A 23,835-nucleotide genomic window follows, 5' to 3' on the forward strand; every position below is an offset into this window, starting at 1 on the left:
GCCGTCTCTGTGGGAATATCCGTGGAAGTATCCGCAGTCCCGCTATCGGAAGCGGAATCCGCGCCAGAATCGGGGGATGATCCCGGTCCGGTAGAAGAAGCTTCACTGCTTTCCATACCTCAATTCCATCACCCGGCACTGACAAAATAAGGGGGAAATGAGGGGTGCTCAACAAACTTTTTCAACTATTTTTGGAGGCTATAAATAGAGCTCATATTGTGGGCGGTAGGCCCCTGTGGCCTAACCGCGAGTGTCTCATCGACCTAGGGTTTGACCCTGCCGCTAGGCGATCGTATACCCCGCCGCGCGGCGAAATCTGGCGGGTCTGGACGCGCCGGACCCGCCAGATTTCACTCTCCGGCGGGGGCGGTCTGCTGGATAGCGACAGCGCGAACGGGTGACCCGTCCATCCCGAGGAAAGGCAAGGGCAGCACCGAGACCCACGGATCGGCCCAATCGACTGAGCCAAGATTGGTCAGGTTCTCGATGATCACGCCATCCGCGCCCAGCAGCTCACGGTGGAACGGCAGATCGACCTCGGCCCCTGACAGGTCGGTGGGATCCGGATTGAGGGTATCCACCCCAACCACCGAAACTCCTCGATCCAGGAGGCGTCGGGCGATATCGCCGTCGAACGCTGGATGGCGCAGATAGAGCTCAGTACCGAAATGTTTCGACCAGCCCGTCTGAAACAACACCATCGCGACTGATCCAACATCCGCCAGCTGTGCCTCGACGTCGTGCCAGCCGTAGACGTGACCCGGCCCGACGGCGGGAAGCCGGACGATCCGGGCGGGTCCAACCAGCCGCTCGAGGTTGATCTGATCCACCGATGCGCCCCCCTCCACCGTGTGCAGCGGCGCGTCCAGATGGGTTCCGGTGTGGGTGCCCGCGTGCACCTCGGCCACCTGGAACCCGTCGGCGGCGATCTCGGCTGCAACCGTGATCGTCACCTCCGGGTCACCAGGAAAGACTTGCATCCCGGAAACAATGGGATGCGAGAGATCAACGACCCGCATGGCTGAGATTGTCGGCTTCGGGAGCGCTATCGCTGAGGTGCGCGTGGGTGGGGGTACCGGAAACGATCCGCCGAGCCACAATCGCCCACAGCAGGTACAGGCCAGCGGAAATGATGAAGGTGGGGATGGTTGCCCCGATAGGGCTCGGCACCGAGTACGTCAGGATCAGTGACGCTGTGGCGCCGATTACCCATACGGCAACAGCTGCCAGGTTGACGCCCTTGAAGTACCAGTAGTCACCACCGGATCCGCGAAGGATGTCTTTGTTGTAATGGCGTTTCCGGACGATGTAGTAGTCCACCAGCATGACCGCGAACACCGGAATGAACAGTGATCCGATAAGAACCAGGAAGGAGGTGAACTGGTCCAGCAGCGCCAACCAGGTGGAGCCAATGATGGAGATCGCGCCGAGGACCAGCGCCGTCGGCAGGAACTTGACCTTGCTGGACGGAACCATGTTCACCACCGATGAGACCATCCCGTACACCACCATGGTGTTGGTCGCCATGACCGACAGGAAAATGACGACCGCGAGCGGTGTTCCGAAGGCAGCAACAATGGCGGTGGGATCAAACGCCACAGCCTCACCGCCGTCGAGCACCAGGTACGCCACGGTGGTGGCGCCGAGCACCATTGCGAGCACGGTGGACAGGGTGTAGCCGACGCCCGAGCCGATCATCCCCGCTGCCTGGGACTTCGCCAGGCGGTTGAACTCCGCCGACAGGACTGTCCAGGAAATCGCGGTGGCGATGACGACGTCGAGCACTACCACTCCTGACCAGCCAAGCTCAGGATCGGCGGGCAGGTCAATGAACTCAGACGGCGCAAAGGCAGTGAACGCGCTGACGAAGATGTACGCCATGAACGCGAGAATCACCAGAGCGAGCCAGGGCTCAACCCGGGCGATGCCGGCGTGACCGAAGATCGCCAGGCAGACGACCAGCAGTTGGCATAGCACTGAGAACAGGATGGGGTTGGAGAACCCGGTCGCCTGCTCCACGAGGAAATTCACGGTGACGCCTGCCAGCATCGCCTGCACCCAGCTCCAGCCCATCAGGATCACCACGTTGGCGGCGACCGGAAGGAATGAGCCGCGGAGCCCGAACGACCCCTTGGTCAGGGACATGGTGGGAAGGCCGGTGCGGGTGCCCATGTTGCCGACGAGCACCAGAACCGCGCCGCCAATCAGGGTGCCGAGGATGATGAGTCCGACGGCGAGCGGCCAGCTCACGCCGGGAACAAAGAGTGTTCCGGTGAGCAGGGTGGTGACCACCAGGTTGGCGGCAAGCCAGATCATGCCCATCCGCCCGGCGCCGAGCGTCCCACGGATCGGGCCGAAGCCCTCGGAGTTTTTCTCGAGGTGGTCGGATAGCCGGGAGAAGGCTGACCCGGACGAGGGGCCGGTACGTTTGGAGGTCGTCATGGCGCTACCTGATTTCGGGGGAGTCGGAGGGGTCAACTGGTGGGAGTGGTGAGAGATGTTCGTGAATAGCTTGCACTGCGCCGGTGGCGTTCCGGTGGAAAATGATGGTCTCGCGCTCAAGGGTCGTCTCACCGGTGTTGATGGTGGTCATGACATCGTGGCTGAACACGGCGCTTTCCCCGAGGAGCTGGATGGACGGGTTGCTGCTCACGCAGTCGGTCACCCGCCAGCCCTCCGCAAGCCACGAATCCCACAACTCTTCGTAGTCCTTGCGGCTTGGGAGACGCTCGGCCTCGGTATGAAAGATGAAGGTCGCGTCCTCGCTGAAAGCCGCGAAGTATGCTTCGGTATCCGTCTGGGAGAACGCCGTGACGACGCGCGAAGCAGCCGTCTCAACCTCGTGCCGGGTCAGACCAGTGTGATCGGTCATAGGGTGTGGTCCTTCTTCGAAAGGTCGACGACGGCGAACTCGTCTTGTAGCCTGACAGACAACTTTTGTTTTCAAAGTTTGAGTGACACAGCTAACAATGTCAAAGGATTCACCAAATTTACTGCCGCAAATGTCGATGGGGAAGCAGGCGGTACAAAAAAGGTGGCGCTCCCGTAGGGGAACGCCACCTGACCTCGGATGAGGCTCTAACGCATGTTCACGAACTGCAGATCGGCCTCGTCGAAGTTCTTCAGCAGTGCCATGGTGGCCTGCAAATCGTCGCGGGACTTTGAGCTGACACGCAGTTCGTCGCCCTGGATGGTGGACTTCACGCCCTTGGGCGCCTCGTCGCGGATCAGCTTGTTGATCTTCTTCGCAACGTCCTGGGCAATGCCCTCTTTGATAGTCGTTTCCAGGCGGAACTCCTTGCCCGAAGCATAGGGCTCGCCGGTATCCAAGGACTTCAGGGAGATGCCACGCTTGATCATCTTGGACTGCAGAACGTCGAGGACCGCCAGGACGCGCTCCTCCGAGTTGGCCTTCATGAGAATCATCTCCCCGCTAAAGTCCACCTCAGCGCCAATGCCCTTGAAGTCGTAGCGCTGGACGATTTCCTTTTGCGCCTGGTGCAACGCGTTGGCAACCTCCTGCTTGTCTACTTTGCTAACAACATCGAAAGTGGATTCGCTCGCCACAATGTCTCCTAAGGGGTAGTGAGAAGGAACTGCTCCCAGCCTAATCGGTTCTCCATGGATCGGCTTGAGGCTAAGACTCACAGCCGATCTACAGGGAGTGCGGTGTCCACTCACAAATGCCGGTGAAAGTCTTGGGTCCAGCGATCAACCCATCAGGAGAGGGCCATGACTGACAAACCGCGTGTCCGGTACCAGGTTCGAGTCCGGCATGTGGTGGCCGGAACTTTCCTCGTTGCATCATCGGCGGTGTCGATTACCGGCCTGTCGCCAACGCCAGCGGTGGCGGCCGGGGCGTCGTCGTCGGTCGAGGTCTCCTACGAGGCGTCGGCCGGTGCCGAGCGGTTGGCGGGAGTGCGATCCGAGTTGGACGACGCCGTCGCCTTCGGCTCGGTGACGACCGCGCAGGCGGATGCCTTCTATGCCCAGATTGAACGCCGCGTGCACGCCGGACTCTAGGCCCGGGACCGCACCTCCGGAGGCGATTCGATTCTTGCCCCGATTTTCTGTAAAGTTGTCTTGCCCGCGGTTACCGTGGGCGAACCTCATATTTGAGGACGTTTGGCAGATTACCCGAGCGGCCAAAGGGGGCTGACTGTAAATCAGCTGGCATCGCCTTCACTGGTTCGAATCCAGTATCTGCCACATCGCCGGTATACCGGGAAAGTAGCCCGTCAGGATCTTCGCCAAGATCCAGGCGGGCTACTTTTTTGCCCTTTTACTTCCTAGGCGACAGGTTGCGGATCCCGCGACCCGGATCTGCTCGTTGATGACCTCGTGATTCCCGGCCCCGCCGGTGCGCCCGACGTGGGACTGCGACTAATCCGCCCAAAGACGCTGCGGGGTAACGCGCCGGCGGTCCTCTGGCTGTATGTCGGCGAAATGGTCATCGGTAGCAACAGCCAGGATTGCCCGCACCCTGGGAATCACCGTGGCATCAGTCGAATATCGCCTCTCGCCGGAGCACAAGTCGCCCGTAGTCCTCGACGCCGCCTACCGAGCTGGAAATTGTTGACGGGGCGTTCCACGGCTTCGATGCCTTGTTCTCCAACAAACACGTCTCCAGAACCTTCTGGCGTGCCCAGGCAGCTGCCCTGCAGGACCCATTGTTCACCCGATAGGGGCAGGCCGGAACGCCCTCCGCCGATGACATAACTTCCGCCCCCTCTTCATTGAGAGCGAACACGGGGAGACATCTGCGGGCAAACTCGTTAGCGTTAAAGGTATGGCAACTATTGAAGTAACCGAGGCAACTTTCCCCGAGACCATCGAAACGAACGATATTGTGTTCGTCGACTTCTGGGCTGAATGGTGTGGCCCGTGCAAGCAGTTTGCTCCCGTGTACGACGCCGTTTCGCAGAAGCACGACGACATCACCTTCGCGAAGGTGGACACCGAGGCCGAGCAGTCCCTCGCGGCAGCAGCCGGGATCACCTCGATCCCCACGCTGATGGCCTTCCGCGAAAAAGTGCTGGTGTTTTCCCAGCCCGGTGCGATGAACGCTACCCAGTTCGGCGAACTGGTTGATGCAGTCAAGGGCCTCGACATGAAAGAGGTCCACGAGCAGGTAGCCCAGCAGCAGGCAGCCGCTCAGGCGGGTGCGCCAACCGACGCTCCAGCAGCGGACGCCCCGGTGCAGGGCGAGCAGAAGACCAACTAGTCTTCGACTCAGGCACCAGCTAGACCCAACGAAACCCCCGGTCCTTCAAGGACCGGGGGTTTCGTGTGCAGTCAGTATCTAGTTAGTTGCTCTTGGTAATCTGCACCGGCTCGGACAGCAGGCCGCTGAGCGACTCGTTGAGATCCTGCACCGCTGAGCCGCGCGAATGCTTTTCCAGCAATTCCTCTGACTCCCAGCGTTCCGTCAGGAGGATCCGGTCCTCAGTTACGTCGGTAATTTCGTAGCGGATGCACCCCGGCTCGTTGACCACCTGTTCGATGGCGATGTCCAGGGCCAGTTTCACCCGGAACACCTCACCTGGATTGGGGAGAAATACAGCAGTCACGTCAAGTGGTTCACTCATGACATTCAGCCTACCGCTGGCGATGATCCTCGGGCGCAAGCCGTGGACCATAGGTGGGTTTACGGAACCCGCTTGAATACAGCATTCGCACCACCCGCTGCCGATTCCCGCTCCAGGGCGCCAGCAGCTCAAGCATCCCGGCGTCGTCGGTCCGGCGGCCAGTCAGGGCGGCACCCACGTAGGCCGCCAGATGATAGTCACCCACCGAGATCGAATCGGGGCAGCCGTGCGTTCGCTGCAAGACTTCAGCAGCCGTCCACGGGCCGATCCCCGACACCGAACACAGCGCGGCAGTGACCTGGCTGGCTGACTGGATGGCCGCCAGGCGCTCCAGCCCCGAGGCCAGCGACGCCGCCTTCAGAATGGTCTCCGACCGGTGGGCATCCACACCCGCCCGGTGCCAATCCCAGGACGGGACCCGACGCCACTGAGCAGCGGTGGGCGGCAACCGCAGGCCAGCCGGTGCCCCCTGCGGCCGGGGCGCTTCGTCGCCGTGCCGCACCAGTAGCCAGCGCCACGCACGCTTCGCCTCGATCCCCGTCACCTTCTGTTCCAGGATGACGCGCGCGACGGCGTCCAGCATTCGGCCCGTGGACGGAAGCCGCAAACCGGGAGACAGGTACCTGCCCTTCCGGGCGAGCTCTGGCAGGGATGCCTGGAACCCCGGGGTGTCGAAGTGGCTCCAGTCGTCGTCGGCGCCAAGCAGGACGGGCACCGACTCGATCGCGGCGGATGCCCCGGGGCCCCAAGCCGTCGCGTGGACACGGGCATCGTTCAACGCTCCGCGCTGCTCCAGCCGGACGGTTGCGGCGCCATCGTCGTTCCGGAAAGCCAGCCAGATGCCACCCAGGTGGTGGATGAATGCCGGATCATGCGCACCGCACTGCAGCGACCCCACGGTACGGACAAGGCTGTAAGGACCCCCGGGTTCCCACACCAGCGAGTGCGCGCCGGACCCGGCACCCCGTTCGGGTGCGGCTGCCGGACCAGCGCTGGGCTCTGCGCCCAACCCAGGATCGTCACTCTTGGCAGCTGAAACGGTCATACCTCAATGGTGTCACGGCAGGCCGACATCAATCCGGTGAGCAACCTGGACAGCGCGCAGCAAGATGGACAACGGTGAGGAAGATGTCGCTATCGGATGTCTAGGTTGCTCACGAAAACGGTGGCGGGTTCGCAGGGAACCACCTGGACGGTCCCCACCGTCACATTCAGCAATGTGTGAGTTCCCACAGCTCGGCCAGTCCGGTGTGGGTAGGGACCACCATCAGCACAGCTTGCCCGGCAGCAGGCTGGGGCAGCAGGTAAGGGCGCTTCCAGGCAGCCTTTCCGGCCGGTGGTCGAGGCCCATCGAGGTACCCGGCGACTCGGCGGAGTCCGGGAACAAGAGGACTTCGCGGTAACTTTGTAGGTATGAAGTATGTGAACTCCGTAGTGGACCTGATCGGCAACACCCCGCTGGTCAAACTGAACAGCGTGACCGAGGGAATCGCCGCGACCGTCCTGGCGAAGGTGGAATACCTGAACCCCGGCGGCTCGATCAAGGACCGTATTGCCGTCAAGATCATCGACGCAGCCGAAGCCGAGGGTAAGCTCCTGCCCGGCGGCACCATCGTCGAGCCGACCTCGGGGAACACCGGCGTCGGGCTGGCATTGGTTGCCCAGCAGCGCGGCTACCGGTGTGTCTTCGTGGTGCCGGACAAGGTGGGCGAGGACAAGCGCAACGTGCTGGCCGCCTACGGTGCCGAGGTGGTGGTCACTCCAACCGCCGTGGCACCCGATAGCCCGCAGTCCTACTACGGCGTCTCCGATCGGCTCACCCGCGAGATCCCCGGCGCGTTCAAGCCGGACCAGTTCTCCAACCCCAACGGTCCGCGCAGCCACTACGAGACCACCGGTCCCGAAATCTGGAACGACACCGACGGTTTGATCACCCACCTCGTGACGGGCGTTGGCACCGGCGGCACCATCAGCGGCACCGGCCGCTATCTGAAGGACGTCTCCGCTGACCGCGCCAGCGGGCCGGTCCGCGTGATCGGCGCCGATCCGGAGGGCTCCATCTACTCCGGCGGCACCGGACGCCCGTACTTCGTGGAGGGCGTGGGCGAGGACATGTGGCCCGACGCCTACGACAAGACCGTCGCCGACGACATCCTGGCCGTCACCGACGCCGAAAGCTTCGCCATGACCCGCCGCCTCGCCCGCGAGGAGGGCCTCCTGGTCGGCGGCTCGTGCGGCATGGCTGTGGTGGCGGCCCTTCGGGTGGCCAAGGACCTGACGGCGGACGACGTCGTCGTCGTCATTCTGCCCGACGGCGGCCGCGGTTACCTCGGCAAGATCTTCAGCGACGACTGGATGAAGTCGTACGGCTTCATGGAGAGCGGCGACGAGGCGACGGTCGGCGAGATCCTGCGCACCAAGAACGGCAACATGCCGGACCTGGTGCACACACACCCCACCGAGACGGTCCGCGACGTCATTCACATCATGAACGAGTACGGCGTTTCCAACATCCCGGTCCTGTCACAGGAACCCCCGGTCAAAATGGGCGAGGTGCTGGGCTCCGTCGACGAACGCCTGCTCACCGACAAGCTCTTCCACGGCGAAGCGAAGCTCACCGACAAGATCTCCCTGCACATGAACGACAAGCTCCAACTGATCGGTTCGCTGGAGTCAGTGGCCACGGCGCGGGAGCGTCTGGTGGACAGCGACACGCTGATGGTGACGTTCGTTGGGTCACCGGTGGGAATTCTGACGCGCCATGACTTGCTGACGTATATGAGTATCTGACTTCCCTTCTAAGGAGCACCATGACGCACCACGAGAACCAGGGCTTCAACACCCGGGCCATCCACGCCGGCCAGACGCCGGATCCCACCACGGGCTCCGTCATTCCCCCGCTGTACCAGACCACCACGTTTGCCCAGGACGGGATTGGGCAGCTGCGCAACGGCTACGAGTACGGCCGCGGCACCAACCCGACCCGTGACTCGCTGCAGACTCAGCTCGCCGCGCTCGAAGGGGCAACCCACGGGTTCAGCTTCTCGTCCGGTCTCGCTGCCGAGGATTCCCTGATCCGTGCGCTGCTGGCGCCGGGTGACCGGATCGTCATGGGCAACGACGTGTACGGCGGCACCTACCGCCTGATCGACCGGGTGCTCTCACCGTGGGGCATCAGCAATGCTGCCGTCGACATGTCGGACCTCGACGCCGTCAGGGCCGCCGTCGGCGACAACACCGCCATGGTGTGGGTCGAGACGCCGTCGAACCCGATGATGAAGATCTCGGACATCGCCGCGATCGCCACCATCGCCCACGACGCCGGTGCCGTTCTCGTGGTCGACAACACCTTCGCGACGCCGTACCTGCAGCAGCCGCTCTCGTTCGGGGCCGACGTCGTGGTCCACTCCACCACCAAGTACATCGGCGGACACTCCGATGCCAGCGGCGGTGCAGTGATCACCAGCAATGAGGAGATCGCGGAGAAGGTGGGCTTCATCCAGTTCGCCGTCGGCGCCGTCTCGGCACCGATGGAAGCCTGGCTGACCACGCGCGGGCTCAAGACCCTCGGCGTGCGGATGGACCGGCACAGCTCCAACGCCCGGGCGATCGCCGAGTGGTTGCAGGGCCGTCCCGAGGTGGAGCAGGTCTTCTACCCTGGCCTGCCCGGGCACCCCGGCCACGATCTCGCCGCAGCCCAGATGAAGGACTTCGGCGGCATGATCTCCGTGTCGTTCACGGGCGGGGAGGCGGCGGCGCGGAAGGTCGCCGAGTCCACCCACGTGTTCACCCTCGCCGAATCACTCGGCGGCATCGAGTCGCTGATGAACTACCCGTCGGCCATGACCCACGCCTCGGTGGCTGGCACGGACCTAGCGGTTCCCGAGAACCTGATCCGGCTCTCCGTCGGCATCGAGGATGTGCAGGACCTCATCGCCGATCTGGAACAGGCCTTCAGCACCCTCTAGGAGTCTCAGACAGACAACAAGCCCTCAACGGAAAACGCGCCGGCAGTATTCATACTGCGGGCGCGTTTGTCGTTAAGAAAGCTAACGCCTGAAAGGACTCAGGGTCCGCCGGACGAGCCGGACCCACTTGTTCTCCGGCTTCGGGTCCACCGTCGCGAACCATTCGGCGCTGGGCGGCAGCCACAGGGGCACGATCGCCAGCAGCATCACGACGGCCACCACCGAGAGCCCCGGGGTGCCGCGCAGCAGGACCGGCAGCCCGACGATGATCCCGATGGTGGTGAGCAACTCCCGCGCACTGCGCCTACCCCGTCGCAGCCGGAACACCAGGAAGAACTGCAGCAGCGCCAGCACTCCGAGCACGACGCCGAGCCCCACCAGACCGGCGCGGTCCTGGTCCTGCAGTTGGGCAGACCCCAGGAACGAGCCGGCCGCCACCAGGAACAGGACCGCCACCACCAGCCACACAATCACGGCCAGTTTCAGGGTCCACGGCAGTGGCGGCCGGGCAACCCGCGGGGGACGGGCCATGCTAGCCGCGGGGGACGACGACGCCGGCCCGCGTCTCGTCGTCGTACGTGTACACGGCGCGTCCGCCAATCCATACGGTCAGGGCCCGCTGCATGACGTCCAGCGGGTCTCCGCTCCAGAGGACGACGTCGGCGTCCTTGCCTACCTCGAGCGAGCCCATCCGGTCGGCCAGCCCCAGCACCTTCGCCGGGTTGATCGTGATCGAGCGCAGGGCCGTTTCGCGGTCCAGACCCTCCTTGATGGCGAACGTCGCCTGGTGGATCAGGAAGTTGATCGGGATGACCGGGTGGTCGGTGATGATGGAGATCTCGACGCCGGCCGCCGCCAGCTTGCCCGGGTTGGCGATTGAGCGCCCCCGCAGTTCCACCTTGGATTTGGTGGTGAACAGCGGCCCGATCAGCACGGGGATCCCGCGTTCGGCCAGGACGTCGGCCAGCAGGTGGGCCTCGGTGCCGTGGTCCAGGACCAGTTCGTAGCCGAACTCGTCGGCGAGCCGGATCGCGGTGGCGATATCGTCGGCCCGATGCGCGTGCTGGCGCCAGGGGATTTCCCGGCGCAGCACCATGGCGAGGGCCTCAAGCTTGGGGTCCCGGGCGTTTTCATCGGCCTTGCCCATGTAGTTCTGCGCATCCATGAACGCCTTGCGGATGATCATTGCGGTGCCCAACCGGGTGGAAGGGGTCTGCTTCTTGTCGCCGTAGACCCGCTTGGGGTTCTCGCCGAGCGCTGACTTCAGGCCGCTGGGGGAGCGAAGCACCATCTCTTCGATGTAACGGCCGTGGGTGTGGATAGCGACGGCGAGGCCGCCAATGGGGTTGCCCGATCCGGGGTTGACGTTCACGGCAGTGATACCGCCGGCCAGAGCGTCGTCGAACCCGGGGTCGTAGGGGTTCACGGCGTCGATTGCGCGGACGCCGGCGGTGACGGGATCAGTCATTTCGTTGGTGTCGTCCCCGGCCCAGCCTTCGCCTTCTTCATGGGTGCCGAGGTGCACATGGGCGTCGATCAGACCTGGCAGCAACCACTGGCCCCCGGCGTCGTGGATCTCGGCGCCCTCTGGGATGGTGATGTCGGCGCCGAGCGCCGCGATCTTTCCGTCCTCCAGGAGCACCGACCCGTCGAAGGGCGTGCCCTCGATGGGGACAACGTGGGCGTTGATGATTGCTGTGACAGTCATGGGTGGTGACCTTTCGACAGGGAATGATGTGATCTCCAACCTACCTTCTTCGCCCTGTGAGGGGTCAGCTTCCCTGGCAGGGCGAGTGAGCCGCCTAGACTGAAAACCGATCGGGCATGGGAAGGACAACAGGCAATGGCAAGGAAATCCGCACTCATCACCGGGGTTGGACGAACGGTGGGGTTGGGCGCCGGGATTGCCCGCCGCCTCGCCGTCGACGGCTGGGATCTGGCCCTGAGTTACTGGCACCCCTACGACCAGCGGGTCAACGGCACCGCCAACCCGGCGTCCGAGGTGCAGGAGCTGATACCGGAGCTGGAGGCACTCGGGTCACGGGTGATCGCGCTGCCCGGGGACCTCGAGGATTCCAAGACGCCCGGGGAACTGGTCGCTGCCGCCCGGACCGAACTCGGCACGCTCAGCGGGCTGGTGCTCTCCCACACCGAAAGCGTCGACTCCGGGCTGCTGACCACTTCGCTGAAAAGCTTCGACAGGCATTTTGCGGTCAACGTCCGCGCCTCCTGGCAACTTATCAACGCGTTTGCACTGCAGTGCAATGACGGCGGGGGAGCGATCGTTGCCCTCACCAGTGACCACACGGCGGGCAACCTGCCCTACGGCGCCTCCAAAGGGGCACTGGACCGGATTGTGATCGCCGCGGCACGGGAACTTGGCGAGCGCGGTATCAGCTCCAATGCGCTGAACCCGGGACCGGTCGACACCGGCTGGATGACCGAGGAGGTGCGGCGGGACCTCACCCAGCGCCAACCAACTGGCCGTCTGGGCACTCCGGCAGATATCGGCGGGGTCGTCGCGTTCCTGCTGTCCCAGGACGGCCGCTGGGTCAATGGCCAATTGGTCAAGGCCGACGGCGGATTCTCCGCCTGACAGCTGACCCCCAACCACCGCCTACACTGACAGAATGCTGGCATGGCCTCTACCTTCATGAGCAACCTGGGCCTCGCCCGGGTGGGCACCGGATTCGCCCTTGCGTTGCTGCTCCCGCCCCTCCTCGAATGGGGAATGGTCACAGTGGGCAGCGACTTCCTCGCCGTGGACGTGCTGGTGCAGCTGGCGGGTGTGATCGCCGTCGCGCTGGTGGGTGGGATGTGGCCCGCGCTGCTGGCCGCCGTATTCAGCACCCTGGTCCTTAACTACTACTCGACCGACCCAGTCGGTTCGCTGGAGATCACGGACCCGCAGAATCTTCTGACGCTGGTCATCTTCATCGCCGTGGCAGTGGCGGTGTCACTGGTGGTGGGCCTGGCTGCCCGCCGCTCCCGGGAGGCCGCGGCGGCGAGCGCTGAAGCGGCGACGCTTGGGGAACTGGCCCGCGGCGTGCTGGCGGCCGAGGACACCCTCCAGGGTTTCCTCGCCCACGTGCGCACCCACTTCCAGGTCGACGCAGTAGGTCTGTTCACCCGGGACGCCCGGGGCGGACCCCCACCGGTACTGCTTGCCAGTGACGTCGCCCCCGATAATGCCTCGCCCGACCACCCGACGCCGGGTGATGTTTCGCTGGGCGCCCCAATCGACGACCTGTTCGCAGCTGACACCACCGAAAACCTCCCGGACGAGCTGGTCCTCGCCCTCTACGGGAGGGCCCTGAACACGAGGGAGCGGAGCCTCCTCACCGCTTTCGGCTCCCAGCTCACCGCGATGCGGCAGCGCCAGGAACTGGTTGTCAGCTCCCAGGCCAACCGGCGCCTGACCGAGGGCAACGTCATGCGGACGGCGATCCTGCGGGCCGTCTCGCATGACCTGCGGACGCCCCTGGCGGGCATCAAGCTCGCCGTCAGCAGCCTGCGCCACGAGGCGGTCCAACTACCCGTCGATGAACAGAAGGAACTCCTCGAAACCATCGAGGACTACGCTGACCGGCTGGACGCCCTGATCAACAACCTTCTGGACATGTCCCGGTTGACGGGCGACGCCGTGACACCGCACCTCCGCGCCGTGCACTGGGCCGATGTGCTTCCAGGCGCCCTGATCGGACTCCCGCCGCAGCGGGTCCGGGTCGAGATCCCCGGGAACCTGCCGCCGGTCGTCGCCGACCCCGGAATGCTGGAACGCGTCATCGCCAACCTGGTCGAGAACGCCGACAAGTACGCGGGCGGCGAGGACATTGTCATCAGCGGGTCGGTTGAGGGGATTGTCGGTCACGTCGACGACGGCGTGCCAGCCGGTGAGTTGCGGGTGGTCGACCACGGGCGGGGAGTCACAGCGGACGACGCCGACACCATCTTCCAGCCATTCCAGCGCGCCAGCGACGCCCCCGCCGGTGCAGGAGTGGGCCTCGGCCTCGCCGTCGCAAAGGGGTTCACCGAGGTGATGGGCGGACAGCTCATTGCAGAGGCGACGCCGGGCGGCGGGCTGACCCTGCGCATCCGGCTGCCGTTGGCAACAGGGTTGCGCGACGGCGAGCCAGGCAGCACGGTAACCCCGCACCCGATGGTGGGTCACGGTTCACCATGACATCGGTCCTGATTGTCGACGACGAGCCGCTGCTCCTCCGCGCCCTGCAGATCAACCTCCGCGCCCACGGCTACCGGCCGATCACCGCTGTCGACGGGACGACGGCGCTCGCCGTGGCAGCCGAGCACCGCCCGGAGATCGTGGTGCTCGACCTGGGCCTGCCGGATATGGACGGCATGGACGTGATCACTGCACTGCGGAAGTGGACCCAAACCCCGATCATCGTGTTGTCCGCCCGCCACGGCTCCGACGACGTCGTCGACGCCCTCGACGCCGGCGCCGACGACTATGTGACCAAGCCGTTCGGCCTGGATGAACTCCTGGCGAGACTCCGAGCAGCCAGCCGTCGGGCGACGGCACCCGCCGCGACAGTGGTGCAGACCGCCGATTTCAGGCTCGACACCGGTGCGCGGCAAGCGTTCCGCGGCACCACGGAGGTACGGCTGACACCCACCGAGTGGAAGATCATCGACCAACTGGTGGCCCACCCGGGCCGGCTGATCACGCAGGGGCAACTGCTGCTGGAGGTGTGGGGTCCCGCCTACGCGAAGGAACTGCAGTATCTGCGGGTCTACCTGAACCAGCTGCGGAAGAAACTCGAACCGGATCCCACCCAACCCCGGTACTTCATCACCGAAAGCGGCATGGGGTACCGCTTTGAACCCTGAGGATCCCTAGGATGGACGCTATGACAACAGGTTCCCTACTCGCCGTGTGCCGCGTCCATGCCCTGCTGCCCACGCAGGACTCGACCGGGGTCACCGCCATCGACAAGCGGCCCGTCGACGGCCCGGTCGCCGTCCATAAACTGGGTCTCACCGGCGACATCCAGGCCAGCCGGAAACACCACGGTGGCGAATCCAAGGCCCTCTACGCCTACTCCCAACAGGACGCCGACTACTGGGATGAAGAACTGGGGCGGGACATGAGCCCGGGCAAATTCGGGGAGAACCTCAGGGTGGCAGGAATCGACGCGAGCCGCGCCGTCATCGGCGAACGCTGGCAGGTGGGCGACGACGTCGTCCTCGAAGTGACAGCGCCGCGCACCCCCTGCGTTAACTTCGCCCGGTTCCTCAAGGAGCCGCGCTGGGTGAAACGTTTCGCCGAGGAGAACCGGGTTGGTACCTACCTTCGTGTGATCAGTAAGGGACAGATCACGGCGGGGGACACCGTCACCGTAGTCAACCGCCCGGAGCACGGCATTACGGGCCACGATGTGTTCGCGGGGCTCGACGCCGACGCCGCCCAGCGGCTCCTCTCCGCCGAAAAACAGGGTGTGAGGCTCAGCCCCGAGATCCACAAGGTGGTTGCCGCCATCCTGCGCCGGGCGTAGCACCACTGACCCATCCCGTCACACGGGGATGTGCGCAGGCTCACGCGCCGTCGTCGCCCGGATAGGTGCGGCCCAGTGAAGCCATGCAGTACACTTGAAACATCCCCCACACCGGTATTCCCTTAAAATTCCGCCCATTTTGCTGGGCTGGATAGGTTGTGTTGGGGCTCGCAGAGTAAGCATGCGGGCAGATTCATCAGGGAGCGCCGGCTAGAAGAAAACGTCATACAGACCGCTGAGATAGCGGCCGCCAGTTATGACGCGAAATCCTGCCGCGGGATTGAAACAGTGCCGGATTTCTATGTTCATGGGCTGGAATTCCCCTTTTGTTCCAGCTGTCCGGCATCTACCTGAAGGTCAATCCCTCCATGCCTGAAAATAACACTCCCGAAACCGTCATTCCTCCTGACGCCGTCGACGCTCCTCAGAATGTCGAAGCTCCCGAGGCAGACGAAATCAAGTTCACCGACTTCGGCCTCGACGGTCGCGTTCTCGCGGCCCTGAGTGACGTCGGCTATGAAAAGCCCTCTCCCATCCAGTCCGCCACCATTCCGGTGCTGCTGGAAGGGCGCGACGTCGTCGGCCTGGCGCAGACGGGTACCGGTAAGACAGCAGCATTCGCTATCCCCGCGCTGTCCCGGATGGCCGAGCTCGCCGATCTCAACGGTCCCAGCAAGTTCACGCAGATCCTGGTGCTCGCACCAACCCGCGAACTGGCGCTTCAGGTTGCCGAGGCATTCGCCTCCTACGCCAAGCACATCGACAACTTCACGGTGCTACCCGTTTACGGTGGAGCTCCTTACGGCCCCCAGCTGGCCGGCCTGCGCCGCGGCGCACAGGTAGTTGTGGGTACCCCGGGTCGCGTGATCGACCACATCTCCAAGGGTTCACTCGACCTGTCCAACCTTCAGTACCTGGTACTGGACGAGGCCGACGAGATGCTGCGCATGGGCTTTGCCGACGACGTCGAGCAGATCCTCTCCGGAACACCTGACGACAAGCAGGTGGCGCTGTTCTCGGCAACGATGCCTAGCGCCATTCGCCGCATTGCGTCGAAGTACCTCAACAACCCCGCCGAAATCACTGTCAAGGGCAAAACCTCGACCGGCACCAACACGCGCCAGCGCTTCCTGCAGGTCATGGGCCCGCACAAGCTGGACGCCCTGACGCGCATCCTCGAGGTCGAAGACTTCGATGGGATCATCGCGTTCGTGCGCACCAAGATGGCGACCGAAGACCTGGCGGACAAGTTGCGTTCACGGGGCTTCCAGGCCGCAGCAATCAACGGTGACATTCCCCAGCAGCAGCGTGAGCGGACCATTGAAGGTCTCCGCGACGGCAAGTTCGACATCCTCGTGGCCACCGACGTCGCGGCCCGCGGGCTCGACGTCGAGCGCATCTCGCTCGTGGTCAACTACGACATCCCTCACGACACCGAGTCCTACGTCCACCGCATCGGCCGTACCGGCCGCGCTGGCCGTTCAGGTGACGCGATCCTTTTCATCACGCCGCGGGAGAAGTACCTGCTGCGCTCGATCGAGAAGGCCACCCGCCAGCCTGTCGAGCAGATGCACCTGCCATCCTCCGACGCCGTCAACGCGTTGCGGATGAACAAGTTCGCCGAGCGGATCACCGAGACCCTGGCCACCGAGGATGTCTCAATCTTCCGTGACCTGATCACCAGCTACGAGACCGAGCACAACGTGCCCGCCAACGAGATCGCTGCAGCCCTCGCCGTCATGGCACAGGGCAGCAACCCGATCCTCGTCAAGGACATCCCGGTAGCCCCGGCAGGGCAGAAGGAACGCGCGGCGGGGCGCAAGGATGGTTTCGGGTCACGCGGACCAACACGCAGCCTCACCGAGGGGAACGCCACCTACCGCATCGCGGTGGGACGGCGCCAGCGGGTCATGCCGGGCTCAATCGTTGGCGCCATTGCCAACGAGGGTGGCCTGTCCTCCGCGCAGATCGGCGGCATCGATATCCGCGCCGATCACACGCTCGTGGAACTGCCCGCTGACCTGTCGAAGGACCAGTGGCGTGCCCTGTCCAAGACCCGCATCGGCGGCGAGCTGATCCACCTCGAGCTGGACAAGGGCCGCAAGCCAACAGGTGACCGCGACGGCTTCAAGAAGCCGTTTAAAAAGCGTGAAGGCGAGGGTGGCGGCTTCAACAAGGACCGCGGGCACGAGGGCGGCTTCCGCTCCTCCGGCCACAGCGCCGGCGGTGGCGGCGGGGACCGTAAGGAACGTCACGGTAAAGGTGCCGGAGCAGGTGCCGGTGGACGCCGCGAAAAGTGGTAATTTTGTAACTGAATAACCCCGTCGGATCCCTGGTAGAACAGGGATCCGACGGTGGAATCAGCACCCGGCCGCAGCGGCCGGATCCTGATTTCGCCTTGATGGCAGAAGCTGGTAAAGTTTTTTGCTGTTGCCCCCCTAGCTCAGTGGTAGAGCGCGTTCTTGGTAAGAACGAGGTCACCGGATCGATTCCGGTGGGGGGCTCTCAAATGGGAGTCCCGTAAGCAGGCCAAATGGTCCGGCTGCGGGCACACTCATTTGTGGCGGTGTAGCTCAGCTGGTTAGAGCGCACGACTCATAATCGTGAGGTCCCGGGATCGAGTCCCGGCACCGCTACAGATACAGCAGGTCAGAGGCCCCGAGCCGCTGGCCTGCTTTTTTGTTCCCTCCCTCACACCGAAAACTAGGCAGCTTGCTTATCACCCGCGGGCTTCATAGGGTTGATTGGTACGACATCGACGTTCTGACACAGGAGGAACCATGTCCCCCCATAATCTTTCCGGCAAAAAAGTTGCCTTCCTACTCACCGACGGCGTGGAGCAGATCGAGCTAACCAGCCCCTGGGATGCCGTCAAGCAGGCTGGCGGCGAACCAGTCCTCGTTGCGCCAGGCAGCGGCACCCTGCAGGGTTTCAACGGCACCGACAAGGGTGACACCTTCACCATTGATCTGTCGGTAGCGGACGCCTCAGCCGAGGACTTCCACGCATTGGTGCTCCCCGGCGGCGTCATCAACGCGGACCACCTACGCGTCGACAAGGACGCCCAGGAGTTCGCCCGCGCGTTCTTCGCCCAGCACAAGCCGGTGGCAGCGATCTGCCACGCACCGTGGCTGCTCATCGATGCGGGGGTGGTCAGCGGCCGCGACCTGACCTCGTACCACACGCTGCAGACTGACCTCCGCAACGCTGGCGCCAACTGGATCGACGACGAAGTGGTCACCGACCAGGGCTTCGTCACCAGCCGCACCCCGGACGACCTTCCCGCCTTCAACGACAAGATGCTCGAAGAGATCGCCGAAGGCGAGCACGAAGGCCAGACCGCCTAGGTAACCTTTTGCACAGTGTTTAACCGAGGACGCAGTGTTTAAACGAGGACACAGTGTTTGACCGAGTACACAGCGTTTGACTGAAGGACCGGTGGGAAACCGCCGGTCCTTCAGCATGTCCGGGCCCGTCCCCTGGGTGTCTACAGTAGAGGCATGGCTGCCGAACTTTTCCTGTGCCGGGGGGTGAGCTGGCATCGGGAAGGGCCGGTGCTGTCGCTTGCCACTCCGGAGGGGACCGCCCAGGAACTGAGCCTGGATCAGGCAGCCGCGGCCGGCCCGGGCGGCGTGGACCTGGGGTTCCGGATCCTGAGTCAATTCGGGGAACGGTACTGTCTGGGGTTCCACCGGGTCTACGGGCCCGACGCGCGGGAGCACACGCCCTGCCCACGGCAGGACACAGCCGCCCGGGGGTACCAGTGCGGACCCTGCTTCGCCCGCGACGACCTGCGGTTCATGCACGACGTGCACCGGTCCGGAGTGGCGCCGGCGGGCCTGCTCAGCTACCTTGCCCAGAACCACTGGCTGTACGTCGCAACGTTCGCAGACGGCGCCTCCAAGGTCGGAACGGCCGCGGACCTCCGTAAATGGCATCGGCTCGCTGAACAGGGCGCCGTCGTCGCGCGCTATGTGGCCTCCGCCGACGACGGGCAGATCGTTCGCGTCCTGGAAGACGCGGTGACCCGCGCTGTCGGGTTGGCTCAGGCCGTGCGGTCGGCGGCGAAGACCGCTGCCCTGGCTTTGCCGCGTGACGGGGCAACCCTCGACGGGATCAACGCGGAGTTCGCTGGAAGTGTCAGGGCACTGCTCCGCGACGGGCTGGACTTATCAGGGTTTCGGGTGATCGATGAAAAGTGGGTGGCGCCGTCGTCGTGGTCCCGGTTGCTTGCCAGTACCGGACCGCAGCTTTACCCGCACAGTCTCGCCGCCGGTGAGCACGGATTTCAGGTCGAGGCCATGGTCGGCGCCGCCGCGCTGGTTCTGATTCGGGGGTCGGAGGTGCCGTTCCTCGTCGACCTGGCCCGATTGAAGGGGCAACGGATCGAGTTGGGAAGGTATCAATCGGTGGTTCCCGAAGTCCAGGAGGCGTCGTTCTGACGAGCAAGTCTCACTCGGGTGTTACGTACGCGCCGCTAATACCTCCGTCTACGAGGAAGGTCGATGCTGTGATGAAGGAGGAATCGTCGCTGGCGAGGAACGCTACCGCAGCGGCGAGTTCTTCCGGTTCAGCGAAGCGGCCCAGCGGGACATGAATCAGCCGGCGGGCGGCTTTCTCGGGGTCCTTAGCGAAGAGTTCTTTCAGGAGCGGCGTGTTGACCGGACCGGGGCATAGTGCATTGATTCGGATGCCCTGACGCGCAAATTCGACGCCGAGCTCTCGGCTCATGGCTAGGACCCCTCCCTTGGATGCGCTGTAGGATATCTGGGATGTTGCTGCACCCATGACGGCGACGAACGATGCCGTGTTGATGATCGAGCCCTTGCCTTGGGTCTGCATGTAGGGGATGGCGTATTTGCAGCAGTAAAACACCGAGGTGAGATTCACCTCCTGCACCTTACGCCAAGCATCGATACCGGTCTCCAGAATTGAACCGTCCGCGGCAGGGGAAATGCCGGCGTTGTTAAAGGAGATGTCCACACGCCCATAGGTTTCATTCGTGATGGCGTAAAGGTTCTTGACCTCCTCTTCGTTTGTCACGTCGACCTTGACGAAGAGACCACCGACTTGTTCTGCGGCACGCAGGCCGGCGGTCGGGTCGACGTCGGCGATGACGACATGAGCTCCTTCAGCGGCGAATCTGCGGGCGGTCGCCAAACCGATGCCACTAGCGCCACCAGTGATTACGGCGCTGCGGCCCTCGAGGCGGCTGGAGATGATCTGCTGGGTCATTTCTTGCTCCCTAGTGTTGATGTCGGAGTCACGGGTGAGTGGCAATGAAGACGTTCTTGGTTTCGGTGAAGGCATCTAGGGCATCGGGGCCGAGCTCGCGGCCGAGTCCTGATTGCTTGAAGCCCCCAAAGGGCGTGGAGTACCGGACTGAGGAATGGGAATTCACCGAAAGGTTTCCGGAATCCAGACCGCGCGCCATCCGCAGAGCACGGCCAATGTCCCTGGTCCAGATGGACCCCGAAAGCCCGTAAATGGAATCGTTGGCAAGGCGGAGGGCATCGGATTCATCGGTGAAGGGAACAACCGCCACGATCGGCCCGAAAATCTCCTCGCGCATTACCCGGTCATCCCGGGAAGGAGTCAGCACCGTTGGTGGAAACCAAAAGCCCTCACCGTGCGGCGCGGTCCCCTGGAAGGCGATGGCGGTGCCGGAAGGAACGAAGCCGGAAACCGTCTGGCGCTGTGCGGCGGAGATCAGCGGACCCATGAACGAGTTCGCCTCGCGGGGGTCTCCGACCTTCAGCGACTTCACCAGTGGTTCCAAAAGTTCAAGGAACTTCTCGTACACAGTGTCTTGTACAAGGATTCGGGAGCGGGCGCAGCAGTCCTGGCCAGCATTGTCGAAGGCCGCGCCGGGCGCAGCGGCGACTGCCTCCTCGAGATCGGCGTCGCCGAAGATGATGTTGGCGCTTTTACCCCCGAGTTCAAGAGTGACCGGTTTGACCTGCTCGGCGCAGCCGGCCATGATTCGCTTGCCAACCGTGGTCGACCCGGTGAACACCACCTTCCGGACCGACGGGTGGGTGACGAATCGCTCTCCCACCACAGAACCCTTGCCCGGGATAATTTGCAGCACTCCCTCGGGAAGACCAGCTTCCAGAGCGAGCCGTCCGATCCGTAGTGCGGTCAGCGGGGTCACCTCGGCGGGCTTCAGGACAACAGTATTTCCAGCGGCAAGCGCGGGAGCGAATCCCCAGGCTGCAATGGGCATCGGGAAGTTCCAGGGCACAATCACGCCAACGACACCGAGAGGTTCGTGAAAGGTGACGTTGATGCCGCCGTGTACTGGAATCTGTTGGCCAAGGTGGCGTTCCGGGGCGGCGGAGTAGTAGTTCAGCACATCTCGAACGTTGCCTGCTTCCCACCGCGCATTGCCGATGGTGTGTCCGGCGTTCCGGACTTCCAGCTGGGCGAGGGTTTCAAGGTCGTCGTCCACGGCCGCGGCAAAACGGCGCAAGAGCATTCCGCGGTCGGCCGGGGCAACGTGTCGCCAGGCCTCGAAGGCCGTCGCCGCCTTGGCTATCGCATGGTCGGTGTCCTGCAGGCTGGCCAAGGAAACGGTGTCGATGATCTCCTCGGTGGCCGGGTTCAGGACGTCAAATGTGGTGGTCGACATTGATGGTTCTCTCCGTTCGTGTTCTGGAGTAGGCGCGGGCGGCTTCAATGAATCCCTCAAACAGCCGGAGATCTTCAGGGCCCTGTTCGGGGTGGAACTGCACGCCAAGGACCCATCCTCCTGAGGTCGTTTCGACGGCTTCGATGGTTCCGTCAGCCGCCTTTGCGGTGACATGGAGCTCGGCGGCAACCCGGTCGAGAGCCTGATGGTGATAGCAGGGGGCTGTGGCCCGCGGCCCCAGCAGGGATGCGCATATACTGCCGGGTGTGGTCGTGAACTCGACAGTTCCGAAGACGCCGGGCGCGGGTTGATATCGCGAGTCAGGCAACACATCAGGGACATGTTGAATGAGCGATCCGCCCAGGGCGACGTTGAGGATCTGGGCACCACGGCAGATGGAAAACAGTGGTAGGTCCGCCGCCATAGCCGCGCGGGTCAGGGAGAGGTCATGGCTGTCCCGGTGGGGTTGCGCAAAGGTCAGCGCATGTGGTCGGGCGCCATAGTGTTCAGGGCCGACATCGGTGCCGCCAGCAATGATCAACCCGTCTAGCAGATCGATAATAGAGGGGTCGGAGCCGATGGGCGGCAGGAGCACAGGTGTTCCCCCCGCTGCCACAACCGCGTCGACGTAGGTGCCCGGGAGGAGGGCGGCGTTCGCAGTCCACACTCCCCATGCGGCCTCCTGGTAGTAGGTAGTCAGCCCGATACGCGGGCGGTAGGGCTTAGAGGCGCTCAAAGACACGCCTCCTCTCCCAATCCGTAACAGCGCTGTCGTAGGCCTTCAGCTCCACGCCGGCGGCGTGCACATAGTGGTCAACAACCTCGTCGCCGAAGGATTTCCGGGCAATCTCACTGGCTGCCAGCAGTTCACGGGAGTCGCGCAGGTTTGTGGGAATCCGGTCGGCCTCCGACTGGTAAGCGCTGCCTTGGGTAACTGCCTCCAGCGTGAGCTCATTTTCGATGCCATGGATGGCCGCAGCGATAAGTGCAGCGGCGGCGAGGTAGGGGTTGACATCTCCACCGCCCACCCGGTTTTCCACCCGCAGGCCAGCTCCGTGCCCGACCACTCGCAGCGCACAACTGCGGTTGTCTAGGCCCCATGCAATTGCGGTGGGCGCGAAGCTGCCTTCAACGAACCGTTTGTAGGAGTTGATGTTAGGGGCTACGAAATAGGCCATCTCCTTCAGAGAGGCCAACTGGCCCGCGATGAAGTGTTCCATGACGGGGCTGAAGCCGTGCTCGCGGTCGCCAGCTAGGACGGGTTTCCCATCGAGGTCAGTAAGGCTGAAGTGAATGTGGCAGGAATTGCCTTCCCGTTCGTTGTACTTTGCCATGAAGGTGATGCTTTTGCCCTGCTGGGCAGCAATCTCTTTGGCACCGTTCTTGTAAAACGCGTGGTTATCGCAAGCGGTTAGAGCCTGCGCATACCGGAAAGTGATTTCCTGTTGGCCGTAGTTGCATTCGCCCTTGGAAGATTCGACGATCAGGCCAGCCTTCTCCATACCTGTGCGGATACTTCGGATGACTGGTTCCAGCTTTGCCGTTGCGAGAAGGGAATAGTCGATGTTGTACCGGGTGGAAGGGGTCAGGCCTTCGTAGTTTGTCTTCCAGGCTTCCTCGTAGGTGTCATCGAACATGATGAACTCAAGCTCAGTGCCGATATGGGCGCGGTAGCCCATCGCTTCGAGCCGTTCGATCTGCGCCCTGAGGATTTGCCGGGGGGACTGACTCACCGGACGGCCGTCTGGCCAGAGAATGTCGCACTGGATCATCGCCGTACCCGGCAGCCAGGGGACAAGCCGTAGCGTGGAGACATCGGGTCGCATGACCATGTCCCCATAGCCGTTCTCCCAGGAAGACATCGCGTAACCGTCGATGGTGTTCATTTCCACGTCGACGGATAGCAGATAGTTGCAGCCCTCTGCCCCGTGCCCGAGTACGTCCTCGAGGAAGGAACGGGCGCCGCAGCGTTTACCCTGAAGGCGGCCCAGAGAATCGGTGATGGCCACCACTACGGTATCGATCTTTCCGGCGGCGACCTGCTCCCTTAACTCATCGATGCTCAGTTGTGCCTGTGTGCCAATTGCCTGATCGGTCATCTGTTATCCGTCGCTTCGACTTGGTTCGGGGAT

24 protein-coding genes and 3 tRNA genes are annotated in these 23,835 nt (G+C 63.6%); 15 read left to right on the forward strand and 12 right to left on the reverse strand.

Going from position 1 to position 23,835, the window contains the following annotated elements:
• Positions 1 to 350 precede the first annotated feature (350 nt).
• The 4 genes from H4V95_RS03850 to H4V95_RS03865 all read right to left on the reverse strand — a co-directional run bounded on the left by H4V95_RS03850 (position 351) and on the right by H4V95_RS03865 (position 3,567).
• A complete protein-coding gene (locus H4V95_RS03850; protein ID WP_209728849.1) occupies positions 351 to 1,019 on the reverse strand; it encodes a cyclase family protein in 669 nt (222 codons plus the stop codon).
• Positions 1,006 to 2,442 carry a cytosine permease gene (locus H4V95_RS03855; RefSeq protein ID WP_209728851.1) on the reverse strand — a complete coding sequence of 479 codons (1,437 nt, stop codon included), beginning with the start codon at positions 2,440 to 2,442 and terminating at the stop codon, positions 1,006 to 1,008. The genes H4V95_RS03850 and H4V95_RS03855 overlap by 14 nt, the downstream gene beginning before the upstream one ends.
• A gap of 4 nt (positions 2,443 to 2,446) precedes the next feature.
• Positions 2,447 to 2,872 (reverse strand): nuclear transport factor 2 family protein, encoded by a 426-nt coding sequence (locus H4V95_RS03860; protein WP_196865296.1) that lies wholly within the window; start codon positions 2,870 to 2,872, stop codon positions 2,447 to 2,449.
• 206 nt (positions 2,873 to 3,078) lie between these two features.
• Positions 3,079 to 3,567, reverse strand: a complete 489-nt coding sequence (locus H4V95_RS03865; RefSeq protein WP_019484312.1) for a YajQ family cyclic di-GMP-binding protein — start codon at positions 3,565 to 3,567, stop codon at positions 3,079 to 3,081.
• 165 nt (positions 3,568 to 3,732) lie between these two features.
• On the opposite strand from H4V95_RS03865, the gene H4V95_RS03870 reads away from it, so the two are divergent.
• The 4 genes from H4V95_RS03870 (at position 3,733) to trxA (ending at position 5,224) form a co-directional block, all read left to right on the forward strand.
• A complete protein-coding gene (locus H4V95_RS03870) occupies positions 3,733 to 4,023 on the forward strand; it encodes a hypothetical protein (RefSeq protein WP_196865295.1) in 291 nt (96 codons plus the stop codon).
• 104 nt (positions 4,024 to 4,127) lie between these two features.
• Positions 4,128 to 4,209 (forward strand) — tRNA-Tyr (locus H4V95_RS03875).
• Between the two features lie 226 nt (positions 4,210 to 4,435).
• Positions 4,436 to 4,579: an alpha/beta hydrolase fold domain-containing protein gene (locus H4V95_RS18875; RefSeq protein WP_209728854.1), complete on the forward strand. Its 144-nt coding sequence runs from the start codon at positions 4,436 to 4,438 to the stop codon at positions 4,577 to 4,579.
• A 210-nt stretch (positions 4,580 to 4,789) separates the two neighbouring features.
• Positions 4,790 to 5,224 carry a thioredoxin gene (trxA, locus tag H4V95_RS03885; RefSeq protein ID WP_196865293.1) on the forward strand — a complete coding sequence of 145 codons (435 nt, stop codon included), beginning with the start codon at positions 4,790 to 4,792 and terminating at the stop codon, positions 5,222 to 5,224.
• An 82-nt stretch (positions 5,225 to 5,306) separates the two neighbouring features.
• Here the strand turns inward: trxA and H4V95_RS03890 are convergent, their stop codons facing one another.
• Entirely contained in the window at positions 5,307 to 5,588 is a 282-nt protein-coding gene (locus H4V95_RS03890; RefSeq protein WP_196865292.1) for a putative quinol monooxygenase, read from the reverse strand.
• Positions 5,589 to 5,598: 10 nt separating this feature from the next.
• Positions 5,599 to 6,633 (reverse strand): DNA-3-methyladenine glycosylase, encoded by a 1,035-nt coding sequence (locus H4V95_RS03895; protein ID WP_245345564.1) that lies wholly within the window; start codon positions 6,631 to 6,633, stop codon positions 5,599 to 5,601.
• Between the two features lie 368 nt (positions 6,634 to 7,001).
• Between H4V95_RS03895 and H4V95_RS03900 the strand changes: the two genes are divergently transcribed.
• Complete coding sequence (locus tag H4V95_RS03900; protein ID WP_209728856.1) at positions 7,002 to 8,378, forward strand: cystathionine beta-synthase; 1,377 nt, start codon at positions 7,002 to 7,004, stop codon at positions 8,376 to 8,378.
• Positions 8,379 to 8,398: 20 nt separating this feature from the next.
• Positions 8,399 to 9,556 carry a cystathionine gamma-synthase gene (locus H4V95_RS03905; protein ID WP_196865290.1) on the forward strand — a complete coding sequence of 386 codons (1,158 nt, stop codon included), beginning with the start codon at positions 8,399 to 8,401 and terminating at the stop codon, positions 9,554 to 9,556.
• 81 nt (positions 9,557 to 9,637) lie between these two features.
• Here the strand turns inward: H4V95_RS03905 and H4V95_RS03910 are convergent, their stop codons facing one another.
• Both H4V95_RS03910 and H4V95_RS03915 read right to left on the reverse strand, forming a co-directional pair.
• A complete protein-coding gene (locus H4V95_RS03910; protein WP_196865289.1) occupies positions 9,638 to 10,087 on the reverse strand; it encodes a hypothetical protein in 450 nt (149 codons plus the stop codon).
• A gap of 1 nt (position 10,088) precedes the next feature.
• Positions 10,089 to 11,264: an amidohydrolase gene (locus tag H4V95_RS03915; protein WP_209728858.1), complete on the reverse strand. Its 1,176-nt coding sequence runs from the start codon at positions 11,262 to 11,264 to the stop codon at positions 10,089 to 10,091.
• 135 nt (positions 11,265 to 11,399) lie between these two features.
• On the opposite strand from H4V95_RS03915, the gene H4V95_RS03920 reads away from it, so the two are divergent.
• From H4V95_RS03920 to H4V95_RS03960, 9 genes are all read left to right on the forward strand, one after another.
• Positions 11,400 to 12,152: an SDR family oxidoreductase gene (locus H4V95_RS03920; protein WP_209728860.1), complete on the forward strand. Its 753-nt coding sequence runs from the start codon at positions 11,400 to 11,402 to the stop codon at positions 12,150 to 12,152.
• Between the two features lie 42 nt (positions 12,153 to 12,194).
• Positions 12,195 to 13,739 (forward strand): DUF4118 domain-containing protein, encoded by a 1,545-nt coding sequence (locus H4V95_RS03925; protein WP_196865286.1) that lies wholly within the window; start codon positions 12,195 to 12,197, stop codon positions 13,737 to 13,739.
• A complete protein-coding gene (locus H4V95_RS03930) occupies positions 13,736 to 14,407 on the forward strand; it encodes a response regulator (RefSeq protein ID WP_209728862.1) in 672 nt (223 codons plus the stop codon). The genes H4V95_RS03925 and H4V95_RS03930 overlap by 4 nt, the downstream gene beginning before the upstream one ends.
• 20 nt (positions 14,408 to 14,427) lie before the next feature.
• The gene (locus tag H4V95_RS03935) at positions 14,428 to 15,072 is read left to right on the forward strand and encodes an MOSC domain-containing protein (RefSeq protein ID WP_196865285.1); all 645 of its coding nucleotides are present in this window, start codon (positions 14,428 to 14,430) and stop codon (positions 15,070 to 15,072) included.
• 368 nt (positions 15,073 to 15,440) lie between these two features.
• Positions 15,441 to 17,375 carry a DEAD/DEAH box helicase gene (locus H4V95_RS03940; protein WP_209728864.1) on the forward strand — a complete coding sequence of 645 codons (1,935 nt, stop codon included), beginning with the start codon at positions 15,441 to 15,443 and terminating at the stop codon, positions 17,373 to 17,375.
• A 129-nt stretch (positions 17,376 to 17,504) separates the two neighbouring features.
• A tRNA-Thr gene (locus H4V95_RS03945) sits at positions 17,505 to 17,576 on the forward strand.
• A 58-nt stretch (positions 17,577 to 17,634) separates the two neighbouring features.
• Positions 17,635 to 17,708 (forward strand) — tRNA-Met (locus H4V95_RS03950).
• Between the two features lie 144 nt (positions 17,709 to 17,852).
• Positions 17,853 to 18,419, forward strand: a complete 567-nt coding sequence (locus tag H4V95_RS03955) for a type 1 glutamine amidotransferase domain-containing protein (protein WP_209728866.1) — start codon at positions 17,853 to 17,855, stop codon at positions 18,417 to 18,419.
• Between the two features lie 153 nt (positions 18,420 to 18,572).
• Positions 18,573 to 19,514, forward strand: a complete 942-nt coding sequence (locus H4V95_RS03960; RefSeq protein ID WP_245345565.1) for a DUF2797 domain-containing protein — start codon at positions 18,573 to 18,575, stop codon at positions 19,512 to 19,514.
• Between the two features lie 10 nt (positions 19,515 to 19,524).
• On the opposite strand, the gene H4V95_RS03965 is transcribed toward H4V95_RS03960, so the two are convergent.
• From H4V95_RS03965 to H4V95_RS03980, 4 genes are read right to left on the reverse strand one after another with little or no spacing between them, the layout of a single operon-like run.
• Entirely contained in the window at positions 19,525 to 20,307 is a 783-nt protein-coding gene (locus tag H4V95_RS03965; protein ID WP_245345566.1) for a 3-oxoacyl-ACP reductase, read from the reverse strand.
• A 28-nt stretch (positions 20,308 to 20,335) separates the two neighbouring features.
• A complete protein-coding gene (locus H4V95_RS03970) occupies positions 20,336 to 21,703 on the reverse strand; it encodes an aldehyde dehydrogenase (protein ID WP_209728868.1) in 1,368 nt (455 codons plus the stop codon).
• A complete protein-coding gene (locus tag H4V95_RS03975) occupies positions 21,684 to 22,445 on the reverse strand; it encodes a gamma-glutamyl-gamma-aminobutyrate hydrolase family protein (protein WP_209728871.1) in 762 nt (253 codons plus the stop codon). The genes H4V95_RS03970 and H4V95_RS03975 overlap by 20 nt, the downstream gene beginning before the upstream one ends.
• On the reverse strand, positions 22,426 to 23,802 hold the full coding sequence (locus tag H4V95_RS03980; RefSeq protein ID WP_196865279.1) for a glutamine synthetase family protein: 1,377 nt from the start codon (positions 23,800 to 23,802) through the stop codon (positions 22,426 to 22,428). Before H4V95_RS03980 ends, H4V95_RS03975 begins: the two co-directional genes overlap by 20 nt.
• Positions 23,803 to 23,835: the final 33 nt, after the last annotated feature.

Source organism: Arthrobacter sp. CAN_C5 (assembly GCF_017875735.1).
Lineage (GTDB): Bacteria > Actinomycetota > Actinomycetes > Actinomycetales > Micrococcaceae > Arthrobacter_D.

Bases quoted from the DNA above. Each gene is read 5' to 3' on its own strand.
- H4V95_RS03960 (WP_245345565.1), top strand. From the start codon at position 18,573: ATGGCTGCCGAACTTTTCCTGTGCCGGGGGGTGAGCTGGCATCGGGAA.
- H4V95_RS03860 (WP_196865296.1), bottom strand. From the start codon at position 2,872: ATGACCGATCACACTGGTCTGACCCGGCACGAGGTTGAGACGGCTGCT.
- H4V95_RS03955 (WP_209728866.1), top strand. From the start codon at position 17,853: ATGTCCCCCCATAATCTTTCCGGCAAAAAAGTTGCCTTCCTACTCACC.
- H4V95_RS18875 (WP_209728854.1), top strand. From the start codon at position 4,436: ATGTCGGCGAAATGGTCATCGGTAGCAACAGCCAGGATTGCCCGCACC.
- H4V95_RS03980 (WP_196865279.1), bottom strand. From the start codon at position 23,802: ATGACCGATCAGGCAATTGGCACACAGGCACAACTGAGCATCGATGAG.
- H4V95_RS03900 (WP_209728856.1), top strand. From the start codon at position 7,002: ATGAAGTATGTGAACTCCGTAGTGGACCTGATCGGCAACACCCCGCTG.
- H4V95_RS03940 (WP_209728864.1), top strand. From the start codon at position 15,441: ATGCCTGAAAATAACACTCCCGAAACCGTCATTCCTCCTGACGCCGTC.
- H4V95_RS03930 (WP_209728862.1), top strand. From the start codon at position 13,736: ATGACATCGGTCCTGATTGTCGACGACGAGCCGCTGCTCCTCCGCGCC.
- H4V95_RS03935 (WP_196865285.1), top strand. From the start codon at position 14,428: ATGACAACAGGTTCCCTACTCGCCGTGTGCCGCGTCCATGCCCTGCTG.
- H4V95_RS03870 (WP_196865295.1), top strand. From the start codon at position 3,733: ATGACTGACAAACCGCGTGTCCGGTACCAGGTTCGAGTCCGGCATGTG.
- H4V95_RS03965 (WP_245345566.1), bottom strand. From the start codon at position 20,307: ATGACCCAGCAGATCATCTCCAGCCGCCTCGAGGGCCGCAGCGCCGTA.
- H4V95_RS03905 (WP_196865290.1), top strand. From the start codon at position 8,399: ATGACGCACCACGAGAACCAGGGCTTCAACACCCGGGCCATCCACGCC.
- H4V95_RS03855 (WP_209728851.1), bottom strand. From the start codon at position 2,442: ATGACGACCTCCAAACGTACCGGCCCCTCGTCCGGGTCAGCCTTCTCC.
- H4V95_RS03915 (WP_209728858.1), bottom strand. From the start codon at position 11,264: ATGACTGTCACAGCAATCATCAACGCCCACGTTGTCCCCATCGAGGGC.
- trxA (WP_196865293.1), top strand. From the start codon at position 4,790: ATGGCAACTATTGAAGTAACCGAGGCAACTTTCCCCGAGACCATCGAA.
- H4V95_RS03920 (WP_209728860.1), top strand. From the start codon at position 11,400: ATGGCAAGGAAATCCGCACTCATCACCGGGGTTGGACGAACGGTGGGG.
- H4V95_RS03890 (WP_196865292.1), bottom strand. From the start codon at position 5,588: ATGAGTGAACCACTTGACGTGACTGCTGTATTTCTCCCCAATCCAGGT.
- H4V95_RS03970 (WP_209728868.1), bottom strand. From the start codon at position 21,703: ATGTCGACCACCACATTTGACGTCCTGAACCCGGCCACCGAGGAGATC.
- H4V95_RS03925 (WP_196865286.1), top strand. From the start codon at position 12,195: ATGGCCTCTACCTTCATGAGCAACCTGGGCCTCGCCCGGGTGGGCACC.
- H4V95_RS03895 (WP_245345564.1), bottom strand. From the start codon at position 6,633: ATGACCGTTTCAGCTGCCAAGAGTGACGATCCTGGGTTGGGCGCAGAG.
- H4V95_RS03850 (WP_209728849.1), bottom strand. From the start codon at position 1,019: ATGCGGGTCGTTGATCTCTCGCATCCCATTGTTTCCGGGATGCAAGTC.
- H4V95_RS03910 (WP_196865289.1), bottom strand. From the start codon at position 10,087: ATGGCCCGTCCCCCGCGGGTTGCCCGGCCGCCACTGCCGTGGACCCTG.